Source organism: Cytobacillus sp. Bac17, assembly GCF_024519925.1.
GTDB lineage: Bacteria > Bacillota > Bacilli > Bacillales > Cytobacillaceae > Cytobacillus > Cytobacillus pseudoceanisediminis.
Map to the genome: position 1 here is coordinate 1 of NZ_JALJRC010000015.1, position 20,720 is coordinate 20,720.

General features: G+C 39.5%; 22 protein-coding genes. 3 read left to right on the forward strand and 19 right to left on the reverse strand.

Annotation, left to right across the window (positions count from 1 at the left end):
- Window positions 1–105 precede the first annotated feature (105 nt).
- From NR125_RS17085 to NR125_RS17115, 7 genes are all read right to left on the reverse strand, one after another.
- Complete coding sequence (locus NR125_RS17085) at window positions 106–504, reverse strand: hypothetical protein (protein WP_009332060.1); 399 nt, start codon at window positions 502–504, stop codon at window positions 106–108.
- Window positions 505–574: 70 nt separating this feature from the next.
- A complete protein-coding gene (locus NR125_RS17090) occupies window positions 575–1,894 on the reverse strand; it encodes a DUF4179 domain-containing protein (protein ID WP_009332062.1) in 1,320 nt (439 codons plus the stop codon).
- A complete protein-coding gene (locus NR125_RS17095; RefSeq protein ID WP_256815786.1) occupies window positions 1,887–2,420 on the reverse strand; it encodes a sigma-70 family RNA polymerase sigma factor in 534 nt (177 codons plus the stop codon). Before NR125_RS17095 ends, NR125_RS17090 begins: the two co-directional genes overlap by 8 nt.
- Before the next feature lie 147 nt (window positions 2,421–2,567).
- A complete protein-coding gene (locus NR125_RS17100; RefSeq protein WP_256815788.1) occupies window positions 2,568–2,957 on the reverse strand; it encodes a hypothetical protein in 390 nt (129 codons plus the stop codon).
- Window positions 2,958–3,043: 86 nt separating this feature from the next.
- Window positions 3,044–3,736, reverse strand: a complete 693-nt coding sequence (locus NR125_RS17105; RefSeq protein ID WP_256815789.1) for a hypothetical protein — start codon at window positions 3,734–3,736, stop codon at window positions 3,044–3,046.
- A 460-nt stretch (window positions 3,737–4,196) separates the two neighbouring features.
- Entirely contained in the window at window positions 4,197–4,925 is a 729-nt protein-coding gene (locus NR125_RS17110) for an SH3 domain-containing protein (RefSeq protein ID WP_071156233.1), read from the reverse strand.
- Window positions 4,926–5,156: 231 nt separating this feature from the next.
- Window positions 5,157–6,002: an AraC family transcriptional regulator gene (locus NR125_RS17115; RefSeq protein ID WP_009332070.1), complete on the reverse strand. Its 846-nt coding sequence runs from the start codon at window positions 6,000–6,002 to the stop codon at window positions 5,157–5,159.
- Window positions 6,003–6,362: 360 nt separating this feature from the next.
- On the opposite strand from NR125_RS17115, the gene NR125_RS17120 reads away from it, so the two are divergent.
- The gene (locus NR125_RS17120) at window positions 6,363–6,569 is read left to right on the forward strand and encodes a helix-turn-helix transcriptional regulator (RefSeq protein ID WP_009332071.1); all 207 of its coding nucleotides are present in this window, start codon (window positions 6,363–6,365) and stop codon (window positions 6,567–6,569) included.
- A 39-nt stretch (window positions 6,570–6,608) separates the two neighbouring features.
- Complete coding sequence (locus NR125_RS17125; RefSeq protein WP_256815790.1) at window positions 6,609–6,878, forward strand: hypothetical protein; 270 nt, start codon at window positions 6,609–6,611, stop codon at window positions 6,876–6,878.
- Between the two features lie 108 nt (window positions 6,879–6,986).
- Here NR125_RS17125 and NR125_RS17130 read toward each other — a convergent pair whose 3' ends face one another.
- The 11 genes from NR125_RS17130 to NR125_RS17180 all read right to left on the reverse strand — a co-directional run bounded on the left by NR125_RS17130 (window position 6,987) and on the right by NR125_RS17180 (window position 18,960).
- Window positions 6,987–7,637: a lysozyme inhibitor LprI family protein gene (locus NR125_RS17130; RefSeq protein ID WP_256815791.1), complete on the reverse strand. Its 651-nt coding sequence runs from the start codon at window positions 7,635–7,637 to the stop codon at window positions 6,987–6,989.
- 382 nt (window positions 7,638–8,019) lie between these two features.
- A complete protein-coding gene (locus NR125_RS17135; RefSeq protein ID WP_256815792.1) occupies window positions 8,020–8,850 on the reverse strand; it encodes a DUF4352 domain-containing protein in 831 nt (276 codons plus the stop codon).
- Window positions 8,851–9,108: 258 nt separating this feature from the next.
- Window positions 9,109–9,909 carry an SDR family NAD(P)-dependent oxidoreductase gene (locus NR125_RS17140; RefSeq protein ID WP_009332075.1) on the reverse strand — a complete coding sequence of 267 codons (801 nt, stop codon included), beginning with the start codon at window positions 9,907–9,909 and terminating at the stop codon, window positions 9,109–9,111.
- Window positions 9,910–10,022: 113 nt separating this feature from the next.
- Complete coding sequence (locus tag NR125_RS17145) at window positions 10,023–10,853, reverse strand: carbohydrate ABC transporter permease (RefSeq protein WP_009332076.1); 831 nt, start codon at window positions 10,851–10,853, stop codon at window positions 10,023–10,025.
- Window positions 10,850–11,770, reverse strand: coding sequence for a carbohydrate ABC transporter permease (locus NR125_RS17150; RefSeq protein WP_034296132.1), 921 nt, complete (start codon window positions 11,768–11,770; stop codon window positions 10,850–10,852). The genes NR125_RS17145 and NR125_RS17150 overlap by 4 nt, the downstream gene beginning before the upstream one ends.
- A gap of 109 nt (window positions 11,771–11,879) precedes the next feature.
- A complete protein-coding gene (locus tag NR125_RS17155) occupies window positions 11,880–13,229 on the reverse strand; it encodes an ABC transporter substrate-binding protein (RefSeq protein WP_009332078.1) in 1,350 nt (449 codons plus the stop codon).
- 84 nt (window positions 13,230–13,313) lie between these two features.
- Complete coding sequence (xylB, locus tag NR125_RS17160) at window positions 13,314–14,828, reverse strand: xylulokinase (RefSeq protein WP_192907905.1); 1,515 nt, start codon at window positions 14,826–14,828, stop codon at window positions 13,314–13,316.
- Window positions 14,825–15,862, reverse strand: a complete 1,038-nt coding sequence (locus tag NR125_RS17165; protein ID WP_256815795.1) for a zinc-dependent alcohol dehydrogenase — start codon at window positions 15,860–15,862, stop codon at window positions 14,825–14,827. Before NR125_RS17165 ends, xylB begins: the two co-directional genes overlap by 4 nt.
- Before the next feature lie 37 nt (window positions 15,863–15,899).
- Window positions 15,900–17,342, reverse strand: a complete 1,443-nt coding sequence (locus NR125_RS17170; protein WP_192907907.1) for an FAD-binding oxidoreductase — start codon at window positions 17,340–17,342, stop codon at window positions 15,900–15,902.
- Between the two features lie 94 nt (window positions 17,343–17,436).
- On the reverse strand, window positions 17,437–18,171 hold the full coding sequence (locus NR125_RS17175; RefSeq protein WP_256815796.1) for a GntR family transcriptional regulator: 735 nt from the start codon (window positions 18,169–18,171) through the stop codon (window positions 17,437–17,439).
- 45 nt (window positions 18,172–18,216) lie between these two features.
- Window positions 18,217–18,960: an SDR family NAD(P)-dependent oxidoreductase gene (locus NR125_RS17180; RefSeq protein ID WP_256815797.1), complete on the reverse strand. Its 744-nt coding sequence runs from the start codon at window positions 18,958–18,960 to the stop codon at window positions 18,217–18,219.
- Between the two features lie 679 nt (window positions 18,961–19,639).
- Between NR125_RS17180 and NR125_RS17185 the strand changes: the two genes are divergently transcribed.
- Window positions 19,640–20,230, forward strand: a complete 591-nt coding sequence (locus NR125_RS17185; protein WP_256815798.1) for a helix-turn-helix domain-containing protein — start codon at window positions 19,640–19,642, stop codon at window positions 20,228–20,230.
- A 150-nt stretch (window positions 20,231–20,380) separates the two neighbouring features.
- On the opposite strand, the gene NR125_RS17190 is transcribed toward NR125_RS17185, so the two are convergent.
- Window positions 20,381–20,620 (reverse strand): hypothetical protein, encoded by a 240-nt coding sequence (locus tag NR125_RS17190; RefSeq protein WP_256815799.1) that lies wholly within the window; start codon window positions 20,618–20,620, stop codon window positions 20,381–20,383.
- Window positions 20,621–20,720 lie beyond the last annotated feature (100 nt).

Here is a 20,720-nt window from a genome sequence, read left to right on the forward strand (position 1 = left end):
CATTGTATTACTTCTATTTTAAAATAAAAAAGACTGCAGACAAGCACGATTTTCACCGAGTTTGTCGACAGTCTGAAATAGCCAGCTAAAAAGCTGGCTATTAATCTAGTTATTTAATTGCTTCACTAACTCCAGCTTAGCTTTAGAAGGTGTCTCATAGAATAAATTCTTTTGAAAATATTCGTTGCTGCCATCCAGTCGATGGCTGCTTCTATAGGCAAACAAGTTGGCTCCCAAGGCATAATTTGTTGTGACGTCATCACGGTAGATGCCATAAACGCGGAAGACTTCACCCTTTTTTACATAACGGGCTGGAACCATTTTTCCATCTTCTAATTTAAAAATAGAGAAACCGGTTTTCAGCATCGTCACTCGACCTATTTGTCCCTTTTTCAATTCTGTTCCATCCCACCATACCTTTGTGGATGCAGCATCTGCATTCCCAGTTGAAAGGGTAAGGGTAACTACTGACAATAGAGCTGCTAAAAGTAATTTAAATTTCATTTTGAATCTCCTCCCAAATTAACATATTATAGAATATTAGAATAACTGATCATCTTTTCATAAAAATTATTTATTTAATATCTACATTTAACTCCAATCCCTCCAGCTTTGTGATATTTCTCTTTGCTGTACTGACTGTTAAACTTTCTAAAGGAAGTGAGGTTTTAAACTTGGCAATATACCCTTCTGCGGTCTTTTCGTAGTTATTAATACGTTCTATTGGAGTATTTGATCCTTTCTCCTCTAGAACCACCCAACTTCGGAAGCTCTCTGACACGCCCTCGCCTTCATAATAAATCCATACTTCGCCCTGCTTTTGCTCCACTTCCTTAATCATAATTCCGCCAAACTGATCCTGTTCAAGATAAATAGGCAATTTCTGATTAAGGGGTTTAGTGATATAATCCATTCCCCCGCTTTTGCTAAGGTAAGGGATAATCGTAATAGATTTTGGCAGCTTATCAACGGGTTCAAAATACTCGTTGAAATTCTCAACAGATTTCCCGTCCCTGTCTCCTCCACCTGTAGCACCAGAAGTCATATGAGCTATTGAATTCCCCTTATTATCCCTAACTTCAAAAATGTAAGTGCCTGCCCTTTTTCTTTGCTTTTCAATTGGTTCAATCATATCAATGCTTAAATTTGTGGAACTTGCGGAAAAGGACAGCTCATTTAGAGTCAAACTTGTATCACCATTTACAGATGATTTTCCTGGTGCAGCATGATATTTCTCATTAATTTTTTCTATAGGAAATTGAAAGCTCCAGGGACCCTCTTTTTCTCCGAGGTTCATAATTTCTATGCTTAATTGAAACTGTTCAGGTAATTCTGTATACGTGTGGAATTCATGAAGAAACTTCTCTTCATCTGCATATGTCAAGCCTCCGGAGTAATCATGAAAAGGCTCTCCATCTACGGATAACTTAAAAAGGGCATCTGGAATCCCTCTCTCTTCCTGATTGCTTTCTTCTTTTTCTATTGAATACACAAGTGCAAGACGGGTTCCATCATACATAATTTCATGGATGGTAAAAGCAACTCCATGTTTCTCCACAGTTTGATTAATTTCCGTAAAAAGGTCATGGTTTATGATATTCTGAATCCCTGCGTCTCCAAATAAATCCCTATCCGATTCCGCTGCAGGCTCTGGTTCCTTTGAAGCATCCTTTGAATCGGTCAGCAAGTGATCCGAACTTAAAATAAGAATCATAATAATCAATGGTGTAAGAATCATCATTAGAACCGGTCCTAATCTAAACTTCCTTTTAGGCTGTTCAATTTTTTTGCTATGAACTTTGTTTAAAACCAACTTCATATCATCATCAGAAAAATTCAGGTCCTCCCCATACTTATTAATAAAGGCCTGTTTTAAGGATTTTTTTCTATTCATTCAGAAATTCCTCCTTTAATATAGGCTTTAGCAGGTTTTTCCCTCTGCGGATCCTGGTCTTTACTGTTTCTGCCGGTATATTTAATACTTCTGCTATTTCCCTGACTTCGAGGGAGTGAACGTACCTGAGGACCAAAACCTCCCGATACTTTTTACTTAGAGCCATAATATGATTAATAACCTGTTCCTCATCTAATTTTTGCATAGTAATAGTCTCAGGCGATTGCTTTGTTACCTCTTCTTTTATTTGGCCGAATAAAAATATCCTCTTTAAATAGTGAGATCTCAAATAATCCTTACATTGATTAATGGTAATTCTATAAAGCCAGGTTTTAATTGATGAACGGCCTTCAAACGTATCCAAATGTGTATAGCACTTGATAAATGTGTTTTGTACGATGTCTTTAGAGGCTTCTAAATCTTTAATATAGGAATAAGCTAAAATAGAAAGCTCTGTGCCATACTGCTTCATAATATTAGTCATTACTATATCCGGATCCCCTGTTATTTCCTGCAGATGGTTCAATTGTATCCCCCTTTCTAGTTTTTAGACGTTCTAAGTGGTTGAGGGGGTTCAAACCTCTCATAAATTATTACAACAATTTTACGAATAAGAAAAAGCTGCCGAAAGCGGCAGCTCTGACTGGTCCTTAGCTCTTAACATACATCAATCTTACTCTTTATCCACTTTATAATTATTTATAAATTTTTGTGACAAACCATTAAATTCGCTTACTGCTGATTCTTCATTGAAACTGCCTTTATATTTAGGGTTGCGGCTGTCTACCACGTGTTCGTAAGCTATTCTTAAATCACCGACTCTATCAACAAACGTTGTTTCTTTGTTTGAGAGCTTACTGTAATCAAATTTTTTTGTACATACTTCCTTAAAGAGATCTGAATTCGAGAGAACCTCCTTTGATGGATTTTGATCCAGTTCTTCTACGCTTTTCTGCATGGATTCCAAATAGCTTGTCCCTGCTGTGTATATTTCACTTCGTATTCCCTCTTCACTTTTTTGAGTGCAGCCAGAAAGAGCCAATAGCAGGATTAAGAAAATCATGAAACGTTTCAAGGTTGTACCACTCTTTTCAGCATTAATAAAATCAAGTTACACATTACTTAATTGGGCTCATGCCTTCTTTTGGTTTAATTCTTCTTTAAGCGAAGGTAATCAAGCTGTGACCCATTATTGCCTCTAAAACCAACATATAAATAATAATCTCCTGTTTTGTATCTCATCGTCCACTTTCCGTCTATTTCACTCTTTCCTTCCGATTCCGGGTTCCCAAGAAGTTCCCGAATAACATAAGGAGTAATTGGAACAAAATTATCATCGTTCCAGTCGATTACCTGTACATTATTGTCATGAGGGTAATAGGTATAATACGTATACATCTTAAAGGTATGAGCAAGGCTTCCAGAATGGGTGCTCTCCAGCTTAGGGGCTGTGTTTCCTATCTTCTTAAAATGCTCATAGACTTCCTTAATATCATGTGTGCTGTCTGCAGCAATAGGCTGCCCCTTAAGTATTCCCTGCTCAGCAAGGGTCAATAATTGCTGGTCAAAAAACAGGATTCTTTGAATTTGCCGTTTCTTTGTGGATGAAGGAGTTTCATATTTTACCTGTGCAGGAGACTTTTTAACATACATTCCTCCCCCTACACCATAAAGACCGCCGTGACTGCTGAGATAAGAATATACCCGGTACTCATTCCCTTTTAATAGCTTACGGGATACTGTAAGCTCTCCATTGGAATTTAGCTGGTATAAGTTTGTATCCTGGAGAATGGTTACCTTTCCAATCTGGCCTGGAATTAAAATGGAATTCCCCCACTTCACTCCAATAGGTGCTGATGCTGCTTCACCTTTATGTACATTGAAAGAACTAAATACCAACAAGGATATTATAAATATAGATAAGGATTTTTTTAACAAGTTTACCATTCCCCTCTCAAAATTATAAACTATGCTAACTATAACAAAAGTTGGTATATATTTATATAACCTTCCAATAAAATGGTAATTTAGAACCAATTATCCAATAGCTATTACAGACAATAATACTTCTGTTTGCAAGTACTGCCACATTACTAATCAGGTCCTCATATTAACAGCCAACAGCGCAAAAAAAACAGCTGACTTCATGACAGCTGTTCAGAACTTTAGATTTTTTCCATCCGTTAAACTAGATAAACAGCATCCTATCCCTCAAGGCGTTACACTGTCCTGTCCTTAAAACATAACATTTCTTTATAAATTTTACTTAAACAGTTTATTGCTTTTGAACAAGCTACTTCATTTATAATGGTCTAGCAGACATTTCAGCTGAATTAATCCATCCATACATACCCTTTGGAGTTTTAACATGATACCAAATTTCACCCCGGCTATTGAGGAATTTTACAAAGGTATTTACTTCTGTTCCCTGGGATAATGCAGCTTTGACACTATAATCCATTGATGCGCCTTTTCTAATTACGCCATTTTTAACACTAATAGACCCTTTTCCATAATAGTCCATATAATTCTGGAAATATTGGCTTTCTAACCATCCTTGTTTCCTGCCCGTATCCACTTTATGCCATAGTTGGCCCGAAAAAGTCATGAATGTATCTGCCTGAGTGACAACCATACCTTTTTGCAGAGATGCGACTGGTTCATAACCCCAGTGTGCCCCTCTCCTAATATCAACCTGGTCGGTAATAAAGGCTTTTCTTCCCGCCTCGGGTGACGGCACTTCAAATTTTTCCAATAGTGCCCAGCCTGACTTATAACCATGTGTAACAACTGATACCCACTTGCTCCCGTCACTTCCAGCAAAAGTATCTCTTACATAAACCCGGGTGCCTTTCTTTAACGTAAAAACAGTCGGGTAAGTCATTGTTGCTCCCCTTTTAACCTCAACGTTATCTGTAATGGTTATCAGGTTCTTTTTAATGATTTCTTCTTCTGCATGCACCTTCAGGGAAGTGTGGGTGATGAGAACTGATAACATTAAGCAAGTGCATAAAAACAGACACTTTTTCATCTTTTTGCCTCCTTATTTCTTCAATACAATATGATATACACGATTGTAGAGAAGAATATTACACAAATTTCAAGGCATATTGACACCAGGAAAGTGCTGATGGATGATCATTGTAATTCGCCCTATTATTTACCTTTTGGATGTATGGAACATATGATACGAAACTCTCAGCATTTCAGGAATCTGCGGACTCTTAATTTACCCCGTGGCATTACCGTCAATATAGTTCATTTATCTATTTCTTACTGGAACCCATAACTCATGCTTGGGCTTATGCTTTGGTCCGTAGTAGCATTCAATACAAGGCAAATTGGCTAGCTCATATCCAGAAGCCGGGACCCATTCTGAATATAACCTCTTCCATGCTTCAGGTATATTGGGAAATACAGCCCAGGTACCTGGAGGAATAATAAGAGTTTCCATATCACTTGGGGTTTCACCGTCATAACGGATTCCCATAAAATATTCAAATTCTTCATCTGTAATGGCTGCTTCTTTTCCGCATACCCCCAATAGACCTTCAAGTGTACATTTGGGATTTTCCCATGACATATCTATTAGTTTTTGCATATATCCATTTTTTCTCGCATTATTCCAAATGGAAGGAATGGTTTTGAATGCTTTGCTTGTTTTAACTGGGCTGCCCTTTCCAACAATTCTTAATTCAAAGTCTAGATTCTCAATTCTGTACTCCATTTCTACATCTCCCTTAATAGAAATTTGAAAAGAGATCTTTGGAAAAGCTTTTAATTGCATTCCATTTTTACGGGCGGCAGAAGGAGTCATTCCATGTGTCTTTTTAAAAGCCCGTGAAAATGAATCAACAGAATCATATCCGTATTTTGCTGCTATATCGATAATCCGAACATCCTTTTTCTGAATTTCAAAAGCTGCAGCTGTTAGACGTCTTCGTCTAATATATTCAGACAGTGGTATTCCAGAAATTGATGAAAACATCCTTGAAAAATGAAACTCGGAAGTATAGGCGATTTCTGCCATCTTTTTATAGTCTATTTCACCATCGAGGTTTTGTTCAATGTAATCCAATACGTTATTCATTCTTTCCAGCCAATCCATTTACTCCATCCCTTTCCATATACCATTCTAGAAGAAAACGGAAATTTCAGCCCGATATCTTCTGCCTATAAAAGTCGGTTTTCTCAAATATATGATAATTCGTTTGAATTTGAGAATTTCCTGCTTTCATTCTTCAACTCTCCCTAATGTGACCTATTAGTTGCGGTAAAGGCTGCCGTTAGTGCTCCCTCTAAATTGAATTACAGCTATAATATGCCTAAAGTTATAAAACTGATAGAAACAAACTAATATACACCATTTTTCTTGGCGAGAACCTTTAAAATTGAGTGAAAACAGAACTACTTGCATTAAATTCTTTTAGTAAAATATACCTACAAATTCATCATTAGAGGTTTTCAAATGTATCCAGCTATCGGTGATAAATTAAGAATGAAACGACTGACCCGTAACTTAACTCAAAAAGAAGCTGCAAAAATAATAGGGGTAAGTGTTTATATGATTTCAGCCTGGGAGAATGACCGATATTTTCCTAGTGCTGTAAGAATGGAACAGTTAGCTGCACTTTATGATATTTCTGCAGAAGAACTATTGGATTATGATATTTAAATGAAAGGAACTACATAGCATTAGCAGTGGGGTGATGTAATGATGGAAATAAAGATTTCAGATATCTCAGCCATCCAATACTCTGAGATAAGGAAAGCACTGGGCTTAAACAATAACCAAAAAAGGCCCAGTAAAAAATTTCATTATGCTTTTGAGCCATCTGGTTTGTGGGAGGATCTTGCCGAAAAAGGCTTCGCTATAAAGCTGCCCGGCCAAAGGGCCGGGGAAGTTTATTATGTAGTTACATTTGAGCCTGTTAGATTGGTTTATCGGAATAATATTAGTTTGGATTATTACTTGAAGTTATAATATGGCTAACTTTTGCCAAATAAAAGCCCTGAGTAAGTCTTTTCTTGAATGTCTAAATTGTGCAGATACTCTCGTATAGTTACTCACACTCACTAACAAACTCTAAATTCACTTCATGTAACCTTCAACTAATTCATAGCATCTATCTTTTGTTGTTCCTGCTTGGGAGGCTATATATTCCAATGATTCCAGTGTTCCTCCTTCATATTTCTTTGCTGCTTCTTTTGCTGTTTCATCTCTATATGCGATCCACTTTCTTTGTTCTCCTCTTAGTTTTTCCATTTCACTTTTAGGGAGCTGCTTTTCCAGCACTTGATAGATTTCATTTAGAGCTTGATCCCACTTTTTTAATATCTCTTCTTCTGATTTTGTCATCCCTATTGTCGTATCATCATCAGTATTACGTATTTCAGCTGCTGCTTGTTCAATTTCATTAAGGTTTTCTTTGTATTTAGCCTTTTTTCCCATATTCTTATCTGTTTCTGTACCTGCTTCTTTATCCTCTGTATTACTGCTTGATTCTTTCTGGCTATCTTCTAGTGCTTGGCTATCCGTTTCTGAAATATTGCTGTTTTCTTTCTCATCAATATTTTGGCCTTCTTGATTACTTGTTGAACTTTCGGTTTTATTTTCTGCTGTTATATCACCCGTTTCAGTATTGCTTTCTTTGTTTTCTGAAACTGACTTATCTGAGCTGCTCTCATTACTGCATCCGGCCAAAAACATAAAAAGGGCTAATGCTGCAAACGATTTTTTCATTGACATGACTTCCTTTCTTGATTGTAATACCTACACAATACAGGCCACCATTTTATACATATATTTACTGCTTTATTCCTTATTCAAGGTATCATAATATATTAGAATTGTTAGGCCTACCTATTATTAAAAATATAAAATAAATAAAAAGGACCAGACATATAGAAATTCTCTATATCTGGTCTTTTTATAGATTCACCTAATTTTTTTGTTCCATCGAAAGTGTTTAAGAGGGATTTTTCAAATTGATAAAAGCTATATAGAATCCATCTTCTTGAGCCCTTCCTTTTTAATTGGGATTTCCACCTCCCAGTCTAGGAGGCCCTCCTGCTTTTCTTTATTGCATATTAAAAGCCCCTCTCTTTTTGAGAAGGGCTTTTGGTTAGTTCATTTTAAACCAAATTTCATCGGTTGATTTGCGATTCCATACAATCTTAGGTTCATCATTTTGATCGACTAAAAATACTGTCCACCCTGCGAAGGATCCGCCTTTATAAAGGTCAGCCCACAGTTCGGGATCAGGTATCACTACAGACTTATTACTATAAGTAACACCTTTTTTACTAACCGCTTCAAAATCATAATAGTTTACATTAAATGGCTCTTTGTCAGCATTAATCAATTTAAAATAGAATTTAGCCATTACATATTTTTTGCCTGGAGGAGGGGGATCATTATAATAATTTTTCTCTTTTATCAGCTGCCAGGCAACATTGCCATCAGTTATAGCTTCCACCATTCCGATTTCATAATGCCTAAGGCCATTATATCTATCTTCAACCTTTACTTCCCAGCCATCTCCAAGTGCAGTAGGGTTACTTATTGAGCCATAAGGATTATGGATACATTGAACAGCCTGTAGTTTTGTCTTACTTGGCGTTTCGTATTTTACTTTAGTATTACGGTCAACATAATATCCTCCGCCTACACTCAGCATTCCTGGTTTAAAGGCATAAATTCGGTAAAATTCTCCAGCCTTCAGCGTCCGGGCAACTACTTTCTTATCTCCTTGAAGTTTAAACAAAGGAGTATCTTTCAATACAATCAATCTGCCAATTTGACCAGGCTTTAATTCAATTCCATCCCACCAAATCTTTGTAACCCCTTTAAACTGTTCACAGAATTTAGTATCATATCCTGCTGCTTTAGAACTCGGTGTGTAAACACCAAGAACCACAATTAGTGACATTAAGATCAATCCTAATTTTTTCACTATGTATATTCTCCCTTCCAAAATATAACTCTATTATAATGGATAAATTTTCTAATTTAAATATAATTTGGAAGAATATGTTTGGAAGGTATGTTCATATTGGTATATTAGCTGATTTATTGAAGTGGATTTAGCTGCATTACTACTTCTCGATTCCCACTTTAACCTGCTTCGCCCTTCTATTCGGCAAATTCACACGGAGATAGACCGGTTTTGGAAACCGGCCTTTTTTTATAATCGTGTGGTGACGGGACCTTCTTACCTATTTGCTGCATGCACCCCTGGTTTAAACATGTTCGTTAATCCAGTATCAATAAATAGCTCCTGCCCACTGATTCCTTGTGCCAGTGTACTGGCTAGAAAGAGACAGCTGAAGGCTATTTCTTCGGTTTGAATAAACCTTTTTTGCGGAACATGTCCCAAAATAAGCTCCTCCGCCTTTTCATTAGGAATATCATGAATTCCGGCAATCCCTTGAACAAGCTTCCCCTTCATCGCTGTGTCAGCCCATCCGGGACATAGGGCATTTACGGTTATACCATCCTTTGCCAATTCCAGCGCCCACACCTTTGTCAAATTTGAAACAGCTGCCTTCGTAGAGGAATAAAGACTGTAGGTCTCCAATCCAATTTTTGCAGTCATTGAAGAAAGATTAATGACCCGCCCTCTCCCAGACACCTTTAATTTCCTCAAAAGATTTTTTGTCACCAGCATTGTGCCCCGGACATTAATATCATAGATCCGATTCCAATCTTCTGCACAAATATTCTCAAGAGGTGATTTACTAATAATGCCTGCGTTGTTGATCAGAACATCGACCGTTCCCCACGTGTTCCCCACTGCTTTTAAGATTGCACTTTCTTCAATAACATCTACTTCTAGATACTGAAAACTAGAAGGATATTTCGCCAGCAATTGCTTCACTTCATCCGTTTGTTGAATATCCCAATTACTAACGTTCGCTCCTTTTTGTAAAAAAGCCTGACAAATTGCTAACCCGATACCGCTGCTTCCGCCTGTAACAACAACGTTTCTCTCTTTTACATCTAATTCAAACATAGAGGTTCATCTCCTAACTGCCACGGGGACGGCTCCTCCGACCTATGGCCAGAGAACCGTCCCCGTAGTCTTCATAATTCTAAAAAAACATCCGGCAGAGCCGCCTCCCTGGTTTAACCCTTCACTGCCCCGGCAGTCAGCCCTTTAATAAAGTACTTTGTAACGAAGGAAAATAAAATGACCATTGGCACAATAATCATCGCCGCACCTGCGAGTAATTCTCCGCGCTGCAGGGATGTCGATTCTTTAATTCCCGCTAAACCGATAGGGATCGTTTTATTCACTTCCGAAGAAACCATCATGAGCCCAAACGTATAGTCCGTAAAGGAAACAATGAACGAAAAGACCCCAACACTGATTACCCCAGGAATAAGCAAAGGCAAAATCACACGATACAATGCCTGAAACCGGCTTGCTCCATCCATCCAGGCACTTTCCTCCAGCTCAAATGGGATCGTCTTGAAAAAGCTATTAAGCATCCATACCCCAAACGGCAGAGTCATCGCAATATGAGAAATCGTTAACCCAAACAACGAATCCTCAATACCAAAGGAAATAAACATTCCTAAAAGCGGAATCGCCAATAACATCGGCGGCAGCATATAGCCGATTAACATGCCGTTTAACAGCAAATTTTTTCCGCGAAACTGAAAACGAGTCAGCACATAGGCAATGAGACTTGAAAAAATAACCGTAACAACCGTCGTAGCTGCCGCTACAATAAAACTATTCTTGTAATACAATGGAAAATTCGTCTCATTCCAAATATTAATAAAGAAGGTTAAATCAAATGATGTAGGCAATAAAGAGGTACTATCTTCAAAAAAACCTTTGACCCCGCGTAATGGTGAGATCGTAATCCAATAGATTGGAAAAAAAGAATAGACAAATACAAAAGCCGCCAGGATATAGATTGTGACCTGAGACTGTACGCTTCTTTTCATAGGCCGCCGTCTCCTTTAATTGAGATTCCTTGACCGGGAGAGGACACTTGCTCCTTCTTCACCGCCGCTTCTCTCTTTTTCAAACGTTTGTCCTTTGGTGAATAGTTAGTAATTTTTAAATAAACATACATAATCACCATCATGATAACAGCGGAAGTGACTGCCACCGTCGCTCCATAGCCCACTTCATTAAGCTTGAACGTATTTAAATAAATATAGATTGGCAAAGTTTCTGTTTTTTCTAGCGGACCGCCACCCGTCAACAGCCACACCAAATCAAACTTATTAAACATCCAAAGTCCGCGAAGAAGAACAATCGTAATTAACAAGTCTTTCATCATAGGAATCGTAATTCTCCAAAATTGCTGCCAGCTGTTGGCCCCGTCCAGGGTCGCACTCTCGTACAAATCATGGGATATCGTCTGTAAGCCTGACAGGAAAACAAGGGTGACAAATGGAGTCCATGTCCATACAGATAAAAGGATGGAAGTGAGCATGGCAAGATCCATGGATAGAAAGTTAATATTACCTAACCCCACGGACGCCAATGTTTTGTTGATAATCCCAAAGTTCGTATCAAGAATCCATTCCCAGCCCATAGTGACGACAATGACTGGAATGATATAAGGGACAACAGAAACCCCTCTGATAAAATCCCTTCCCTTAAATTGCTGATTAAGGATTAAGGCAATCACAATACCAATAATAATTTGCAAAAATATCGAACCAAGTGCATAGACTAAAGTTTGCCATAGATCCCGCCAAAACCTTATGTCCTGCAAGAGATTCAGATAATTCTCCAAACCGACAAACGTTGGAATTCCTACAAAGCTGGCGGCTTCATAGAGACTATAGCTGACGGCAAAGCCTGCAGGGATAATAATCACAAATGTGAATATTAATAGACCGGGTATCAAAAAAAGGAGTACAAGGGGAATATCTCGTTTTGAAAGCTTCCTTTCGATCTTAACCGCCTCCTATTCGTAGAGGAGCCAGGCAGATCTCGAGAATCTGCCTGACTTCACTCTATTTCTCTCCAACTAACTTTCTTATCTCATCAGCAATTTCTTCCACAGCTTTTTCAGGGTCCTCGTTATTTAACGTGACTTTTTGGAATAACTTTGGAATTAAGAAGGCTTCAAACACTTTACCTGGACGTGCATCCGTTTCAGGTCCATCTGAATCGATGGAGTGCAGTTCCGCATTTTTCAAAATTTCATATTGCGGCTCCACGCCCGTTTCCCAATACTTCGTAATAACTGGGTCGGAACGCCATTCCTCACTGTTATAAATAGACTCTTGAGCCGGGAAGTAATGAACCCCATCGGTGTGCAGGAAATCATTCAGCTTTTCTTTATAGAACCATTCCACAAACTTCTTCGTTTCATCTGTATGATCCGTCTTCAATACTGCCATGGAATCATAGCCTAGAGAAGCAGCTACGCCATTTCCATCCTTCATCGGAATCCCAAACACTTCAAATTTATCTGCTAAGCTTTGATTTTTCGTTTCTAAAATATCAACCAATCTTCCGGAGTAGAAGGTCATGCCTACCTGCTCAGAAATAAAGGCTTCTGTCATCTCGGCATAGGAAGCGCTTGTCGCCTCTGCCGGCATATACTGATAAAGTTCCTTCAATAGGTTAAGGGATTCAACCACCTTTGGCTTCATTTCATCTGAATCAAGAATGACCTTCCAATTGTCATCAAAAATTCGGACTTTGTTGGCCCACAATAAGCTGCTAGTAATCCAGTTTGTCGCCCCATCAGAGGATAATGGCATAATCAAACCGTATTTATTATTCTCTTTATCCGTTAATGCCTTCGCGACGTTAACAAATTCATCCCATGTTTTTGGAACGGATAATCCCTTTTCCTGTAACCAGTCTGTTCGAACGTAACCATATGCTAAGTTATAATCATATGGAATCCAGTACGTTTTCCCTTTAATCGGGAATAAGATATGCCCGCTGTAGAAGTCTTCCTTACCGCCGAGGTTTTCAATGATATCGTCCACCTCAGCTAATTTCCCTTGTTCTTCCAGGATGGATATATGTCCAATAAAACCGGTCAAAAACGCACTATATTGGGCAGAAGTTCCGTAGCTGGCATTTATTTTTGTAAAAATATCCGCTAATGGAACGGCTTCTACTTCCACTTTGACGCCAAATTCCTTCCCGTACTCTTCCCCTGCTTTTTGCAGAACTTCCATTGTTTCTGGTCCTGTTTCGACGGAAGCAATCCGAATGATGGTGTCGCCTTCCTGCCCTGTTTTCTCTTTTGTTTCCGTTGGCTTCGCCGAACTGCCTAAACACCCTGAAAGGATCCCCGCTAGCAAACTGCTTACCAAGAATAAAAGAAACCATTTTTTCCTCATCAATTTTCCACACTCCCCTTTGTATAGAATGCCTGAGAAAAGGCAAATTCCTGATATTACATACTTCTCTCCTGATAAAATAATCTAGAAGCTAAATTGCGAGAGTCTGTGTGACAATTCATATGTCCGTGAATGCAATTCTTGGTAGATGGAAAATAACTCCTCATAACCCCCTATATTTTTCTCCTTAGGCGGCAAGCTATAAATCACACTTTCAGTAGATTGAGCGGCTTCTTTTAAATCAGCAAACCAGCCAATTCCTGTTGCGGCAACCAAGGCGGCTCCAAAGGAAGCATCACTGCTGGCAGGAACCTCTAATTCCACATTTAAGATATCAGCAATAATCTGCACCCATTCCCGGCCTTTACTTCCTCCCCCAATAATCCGTATTTTTTTCAAGTGTTTATTAGGAAATTGCAAACTGCAATCCTTCAGGGAAAAACCAACCCCCTCCAAGACAGCTCTGGCAAAATGGCTTCTGGAATGGCGGGCTGTGCAGCCAAAAAAGCTTCCTCTTAAGTATGGATCCCAATGCGGAGAGCGCTCGCCATTTAAGTAAGGATGAAAAATTAACCCTTCCGACCCCGGCTTGATTAATTCAACCTGTTTCATAATTTCAGGATAAATCGATGGAACCTTCATGCTTTCCTCAAACTCTTGGAAAAAGCTTTCCTTAAACCAGCGAAACGAGGCGGCAGCAAAATTGGTCGCACTATTTTGGTAGAATAAGTTATCGACAAGATGATGATAGGTAGTCAGTTTTTCATTCTTGGTAACCGTATCAGTAACCAGACAGAAGTTTCCGGCTGTTGCCAGCTTAACAACCCCATCACCACCCTTTATGGTGCCGCATCCATAAACTTCAGCGGCGGTATCCGCCGTGCCGATAATGATTCTTGTCATTTCCGAAAGCCCAAGGCATTTCGCAATATCAGGTGAAATGGTTCCGCATACCTCCGTCGGCGATAAAACCGGAGGGAATGCGCTTTCATCTAAATCAATCAGCGATAGCAAAAAGTCAGACCATTCTTGTTTTTCAATATCAAATAAAAGCGTGCCTTCAGCCTCTATATAATCTGTGGCCATCTGGCTGGAAAAACGGTAACGGACATAATCCTTCATAAAGAGGATTTTATCGATCTTTCCATATTGTTCGGGCTCATGCTGTTTCAGCCATAAAAGATGGCTGAGCGTCCAGGTCGGATTTGGTGCATTATAAGTAAGTTCAAATATTTTCTTTCCATATAACTCACTCAGTTGTTTGGACTGTTCCCCGGAACGCTGGTCATTCCACATGATGGCCGGACGGATTACCTGACGATCCTTATCAAGTAAAACCGCCACATGATGTGGGGCAGTAAAGCTAAGCGCCTTAATATTCTTCCTTCCATACGGGCCTAATTTCTCCGTTGCTTTGGATACCGCCTCAAAGGCCGCCTTAATCCACATTTCAGGCTCCTGTTCCACCCACTTAGGATGGGGATAAAAAGAGGGGTACGGGACATATGCTTCTGAGGAAATGGTTCCATCAGATTTGAGACAGGTAACCTTACATCCGCCTGAGCCATGGTCAATCCCTAAAACGTACTGTTCGTTCATGCCTTCTCATCCTCGTCTGAAAGTGAAATGAGGATCTTAATAACATCCTCGCCGCTGTCAATCGCTTCAAACCCTTGCTGAATTGCCTCTTCTAGCGGAACTACCTTGCTAATGAGGCTGCTTAGATCCAGTCCCCCGGACGAAAGCAATTCGATGGCTTGATCATAATCTTCTTTCATATAGACCCTTGTTCCGACAAGCTGCAATTCTTTTGCGATAATGCGGTACACATCAAAATCTGCATTCTTTTTAGGCAGACCGGTTATCACAACGATCCCCTTTGTACGGGCGGCTTCAATACAGGCAACCATCCCATCGTTGGTGCCTGTTGCTTCGATGGACACATCCACACCCCGTCCATGGGTTATTTCATTAATTTGTTCAAGGAAATCCTCCTCTGTTGGGTTCAATACCTCAAACCCCAATTGATTGGCAACCTGAATTCGATACGGACTTATTTCTGAGATGAGTACTTTTGCCCCTCTTTGTTGGGCGGTCAGTGCGGTAATTATTCCAATCGGACCGCCGCCAACCACTAATACCGTTTGGCCGGCTGCTATTTTTCCTTTTTCCACGGCATGGACACACACCGCAAGCGGTTCGATTAAGGCTCCTTCCTGCATCGAAATGGTATCTCCCAGCCGGTAAACCTTGGACTCAGGAACTTTAATATATTCGGCAAACGCCCCATCGCTATCAATGCCAATTAGGTTAAAATTAATCGTGCAAAGGTTATAATCCCCTCTTTGGCAGCTGTCGCATTCGCCGCAGGAGGTAATCGGCTCAACCGTTACTCTGTCTCCTTTTTGAAAGCTGGAAGATACTCCAGCTTCGTAAACAGTTCCGGAAAATTCATGGCCTAAAATGACAGAAGGCTTTGTCCGTTTGGTCATCCCGCCGTGATACGCAAGCATATCGGTCCCGCAAATCCCGGCATAGTTTACTTTAATCAGTACTTCTCCCGGCCCAGTTTCAGGTATGTTTCGTTCTTTAACGGCTAATTCATTGGGGCCAACATAGCATAAGGCTTTCATAACTCCACTCCTTTTACTAAACTATTAATCAGTTAGTTTACCAAATTCCAAATCCTAACTTTCCTGGGTTCATGATCCCTTTAGGGTCGATGCCTTTTTTAATATTTAATAAAACATCAAACATATCGCCATAAAGCTCCGGCATGAGATATCCAAGCTTAAAGCCTATTCCATGATGCTCATTTAAAAGTGCTCCATTTTCTAGATTAACTCGTGAACAATCCGCCCAAATTTGGTTATGCAACCGGAATAATTCCCTTGAGTCCTCTGGAGGCTTGGCAATATAGAATCGGTCATAAATCATGGTTCCCCATGGATACCAATGAGAAAAGTGGGCCATATATTCTGCGTTATATTCCTTATACTTTTCCTCCACCAGCCGTTTTTTCTCATCGTAAAGCTTGTGGATTTTGTCATAGGTCGTGATGGTTTCTACGGTTCCATATAAAAGCGGATATGACGGCTGAAGCGGCGGGCGGTAGAAATCATAGCGGGTATTCCACCAGTATAATCCCGGCTCTTCCCCTAAATCAGTCCCTCCATTTTCGAGGCAGATTTCCAACACCTTTTTCATCTGTTCATTAGCGATGCCTTTAAATCCATCCACCATGAGTACCATATTGACACCGTCTGCATCCATTCCGGTTCCCTTTAACGATTTTTTTGTGGAGCCAGGATCATACAGCCGGATGACGGCAGGGTTTAATCGGTTAATCATGATTTGCCGCCCTGCTTCAATTCCATCGTGGATTTCATTGAATTTAATCATTCGGAATAATCGTGCTTCCGGTAATGGATCCAAGCGGATGCGTATCTTCGTAATCACCCCAAGTGTCCCTTCTGAACCAACAAATAGCTGCAGCAAGCCCGGCCCGGAGGCATGATTGGGAACAGGCAGGGTTTCAACTACTTTTCCATCTGGCAGGACAACTTCCACAGACAGAACCATGTCCTCCGCTTTACCATATTTAGTGGACATGACTCCAGAGCCTCTTGCAGCAAGATATCCTCCCAATGTAGCCATATCCACCGAAGATGGGTAATGGGCAAGCATGAATCCATGTTTATTAAGTTTATTTTCCAGGACACGTCCATTGATTCCCGGCTGAGCCGTTAAAACTAACGACTCTTCGTCTATGTTGATAATTTTGTCCATCCGAGTGACATCAAGCACGATTCCTCCATAAATAGTGGCTGCGCCGCCCTGGGTTCCTGATCCTCCACCTCTTGGGACAACCGGCACCTTATAGGTGTTACAAATTCTCATCACCTTTGAGACTTCTTCGGTCGTTTCCGGCCTTACGATAAAGCAAGGCATCGGCAGTTCTTCATTCTTTTGTTTCCACATATAGGTCAGCCAATATTGGTCAATCGCCAAATCCTTTTGGGCATCATTCACCACGTCTACTACATTTTCCGGACCTGCTGCATCCTCAAGTTCTGATCGGAACATCTCCCGAGCATACCCTTTTAAGTTCAAAATAAAATTCCCCTTTCTATATACCTTTTTGTATTGGTTGGACGGATTTACCGGCGCTTTCCCGAAAAAATATGATTCTATTATCAAAACTGGATTATTCACTGGAAAGACTGATAGTATAGGAGAATTTATCTCCCCGAAAATAGGAGTGTAAAAGCTCAACTGGATTTCCATCATGAAGGTAGGAAATTCTTTCAAAAGAGAAGTAGGGAATACTATCTGATATACCCAGCGTGTTTGCTACCTGTTCATTCATGACAGCTTCCATATGTTGTTCGGCTTTTTTTATGGGCTTGCCGATATTTTCTAAGTAGGAGTAAAACGATTGATGTTCTAGATCGACTGAGGCTAAATCTGGAACCAGATACTCAGGTATGACTAACTCTTGAAACCCATAAGGAATATCATCAATATATCTGATCCGCTTGATGGAGAAGACTCTGTTTATTTTCCGGATGGCTAACTTTTGGCACTCTTTATCTGTTGGGGGTCTTTTTTGGAATTCTAATAGTTTTGATCTGGGGTGAAGGCCAATTTCGAGCATATCCTGATGAAACCCAGTAATTTTATTTAGGCTGCGCTTTAATTTTACATTTCCAACAAACGCTCCTTTACCTTGAACGCGGTAAACTAACCCATCATTCACTAACTCGGTTACAGCATTTCTGGCTGTCATACGAGAGACACCATACTTGACGACAATTTCATCCTCGGTTGGAATTTTTTCATCCTGTTTATAATGGCCACTGACGATTTGGCTTCGAATGTCCTGTGATATTTGAATATAAATTGGCATTTGAGTTTTAGCAAAGGTTTTCATTTTTTTCATATTGTAAACCCTTTCATTTTGGTTTTTGTCAGGCGAAATCACTTCTTACTGAGCAGTAAATCCTCCATCCACCATTAAATTTGCTCCACAAACAAAAGAAGAATCATCACTTGCTAAAAATAAGGTAGCTTTAGCTATCTCCTCCAGTTGACCTAGACGGCCAATTGGATGTAATCGGATAAGCTCCTCCTTCGCTTCAGGAGATTTGTTTCGTATTAAGTCCGTATCAATGTAACCTGGACAAACGGCATTTACTCGTATCCCTTTACTTGCATACGTTACTCCCAAGGTTCTGGTTAAATTGGCCACCCCGCCTTTAGAAGCGGTATAGGAAGTGACCTCATTCCTGCCAATATGGCCAAGCATGGATGCTGTATTTACAATGACTCCGTATCCTTGAAACAGCATTTGTTCGATGGCATATTTGTTTGTTAAAAATACACCGGTCAAATTCACATCAATAGTGCGATTCCAGGTTTCGAGAGACAGATTATGTATAGGAATGGTTTCTGCAATACCGGCATTTGCAATCATAATATCAAGCTTCCCAAAAGTATCTACAGCTGCTTTGACTAGACCCTTAACAGACTCTTCCTTAGTGACATCCACCTTTACAAACGCAGCTTTATGCCCATTAGCAGCAAGTTCATCCGCAGCCATTTGGCCTGTTTCAACATCAAGATCAGCAACAACGACTGCAGCTCCTTCTTCAGCGAATAGTTGGCAAACACATTTTCCTATTCCTTTCGCTCCGCCTGTTACGATGGCAACCCTTCCTAGTAACTTCATCCGTTCCTCCTCCTTTAGTTATTGTATATACAACTATACATATAATAATACCATAATTCTGAAAATTCAACCTATTTTTTACGAAATATTTTTTGGCGACTTTACTGATAAAAGTAAAAGGCCGGCTCCACAGGGAAACCGGCCGCCATTATGAGAATCTTCAATTACGATACACTGCTTCAGTTCCATTCCTAAGTATTAGAAATATATCGGGATTTGGCTTACTATCCTTAAATTCTTCTCTACTTACAACTACATAAAAGATCCGTTCTAGTTAGCAGTCTGTTATGACTCTATTGATAAGATCTCTGTCAGAGGATGAAGCTAAAGCAATGCTAATGCTTTGATTTTTCAGGTTATCGATTAGAGTTCGAACACCTGGAAAAAGGATTTCTTTAAAATGAAATTTTATTGACTGAAAGAAACCGTGCTGGAAATGTATTAGTTCTTCTATCGTTTGTGGTAGTTTGCAATGTTCTTTAATAAGCGTCATTTACGTTTCCAATTAACTGAGCTCTTATTTCTTCTGGAACAGTATAAGGAAATACTATGCCTTTTTAATATTAAGTTGAGTTTATAGTTATATGAAGACCTATGATATACTAAAGAAAAGTGATAATATTCTAAAAATATGTATCACAAAGAATATAAACTTTAATTGCATCCAGGGGGCTCCTAAATGATAAATGATATAAATCAATCTGAACTTCCTGTCGAAATAATTGGAGGGAAAATTCGCTCTAAAAGGAAAACTCTTCAGTTAACTGTCGATGAAGTTGCAGAAAGAATTGGTTTAAGTCAGAGTATGGTTTCTCAGATAGAAAGAGGAAAAGCAAAACCTTCTCTAGATACATTGTGGAAATTAAGTATTTTATTTGATGTTCCTCTCTCCTTCTTTTTTGAAGGCATTGAAAAGCAATCCGTTATTGTTTCCAGGCGGGGAGAGCAGGAAATACTCAAAATGAGGCATAAAAATGTTCAGTACAGAGTGCTGGCCCCTCTCACAGGTCGGAAGATAGAGTTCTTTGAGATTACAGTCGATCCAGATAAGGGAGAAGAGCTCCAACTATATCCGCATAAGGGAGAAGAGGGCGGTATGGTCATTAAGGGAGAGTTAGAAGTTATTATTGGGACCCAGAGGTATCTGTTGAAACAAGGAGATAGTATTTATTTTGACAGTACGAATCCCCATGCTTTTCGGAACCCAGGAGACAGTCAAACAGTTGCAATTTGGACAGGAACTCCATGGGAACCCATAAACAAAAGTTAAAAAAGAAGGCCGCTGTTAATTCAGCAGCCTTCTTTTTGTATTTAATTTAATCGTATCTCAGTATTTAAATTCCGATAAAATTACATTCATTAATAAAAATATAAATGTGGTTAATATTTTTATTGATTTTGATATTGCTAATGCTTTATATTAGGTGTAGATTGATATTTTTGAATTTTCAGTATTATAAAGGGGGGCGATATGGGAGCGGAGGCCAACTAAATTAACTAATCTCGGATGAACACGTTTGTCAATCAGCCTAATAAAAGGGGGAACATTTATGGAATTTGGTGCTTTGTCACTTTTACCGCCATTAGTTGCAATTGGAATTGCTTTATTAACCAGACAGACCATTTTATCTTTATTTATTGGTGTTTGGGTTGGTGCCACTATTATTAACTCCTGGAATCCCTTTTCCGGATTTGCTAAAAGTATCTCCGATTATATGATTCCCTCCATTGCGGATCCCTGGAATGCCGGACTCTTAATA

Coding starts and splice junctions, on each gene's coding strand:
- NR125_RS17125 (WP_256815790.1), top strand. CDS start 6,609: ATGATGGAAATAAAGATTTCAGATATCTCAGCCATCCAATACTCTGAG.
- NR125_RS17145 (WP_009332076.1), bottom strand. CDS start 10,853: ATGAAAAGAAGCGTACAGTCTCAGGTCACAATCTATATCCTGGCGGCT.
- NR125_RS17175 (WP_256815796.1), bottom strand. CDS start 18,171: ATGAAAAAAATGAAAACCTTTGCTAAAACTCAAATGCCAATTTATATT.
- NR125_RS17180 (WP_256815797.1), bottom strand. CDS start 18,960: ATGAAGTTACTAGGAAGGGTTGCCATCGTAACAGGCGGAGCGAAAGGA.
- NR125_RS17130 (WP_256815791.1), bottom strand. CDS start 7,637: ATGAAAAAATCGTTTGCAGCATTAGCCCTTTTTATGTTTTTGGCCGGA.
- NR125_RS17100 (WP_256815788.1), bottom strand. CDS start 2,957: ATGATTTTCTTAATCCTGCTATTGGCTCTTTCTGGCTGCACTCAAAAA.
- NR125_RS17185 (WP_256815798.1), top strand. CDS start 19,640: ATGATAAATGATATAAATCAATCTGAACTTCCTGTCGAAATAATTGGA.
- NR125_RS17155 (WP_009332078.1), bottom strand. CDS start 13,229: ATGAGGAAAAAATGGTTTCTTTTATTCTTGGTAAGCAGTTTGCTAGCG.
- NR125_RS17085 (WP_009332060.1), bottom strand. CDS start 504: ATGAAATTTAAATTACTTTTAGCAGCTCTATTGTCAGTAGTTACCCTT.
- NR125_RS17165 (WP_256815795.1), bottom strand. CDS start 15,862: ATGAAAGCCTTATGCTATGTTGGCCCCAATGAATTAGCCGTTAAAGAA.
- NR125_RS17140 (WP_009332075.1), bottom strand. CDS start 9,909: ATGTTTGAATTAGATGTAAAAGAGAGAAACGTTGTTGTTACAGGCGGA.
- xylB (WP_192907905.1), bottom strand. CDS start 14,828: ATGAACGAACAGTACGTTTTAGGGATTGACCATGGCTCAGGCGGATGT.
- NR125_RS17090 (WP_009332062.1), bottom strand. CDS start 1,894: ATGAATAGAAAAAAATCCTTAAAACAGGCCTTTATTAATAAGTATGGG.
- NR125_RS17115 (WP_009332070.1), bottom strand. CDS start 6,002: ATGGATTGGCTGGAAAGAATGAATAACGTATTGGATTACATTGAACAA.
- NR125_RS17110 (WP_071156233.1), bottom strand. CDS start 4,925: ATGAAAAAGTGTCTGTTTTTATGCACTTGCTTAATGTTATCAGTTCTC.
- NR125_RS17120 (WP_009332071.1), top strand. CDS start 6,363: ATGTATCCAGCTATCGGTGATAAATTAAGAATGAAACGACTGACCCGT.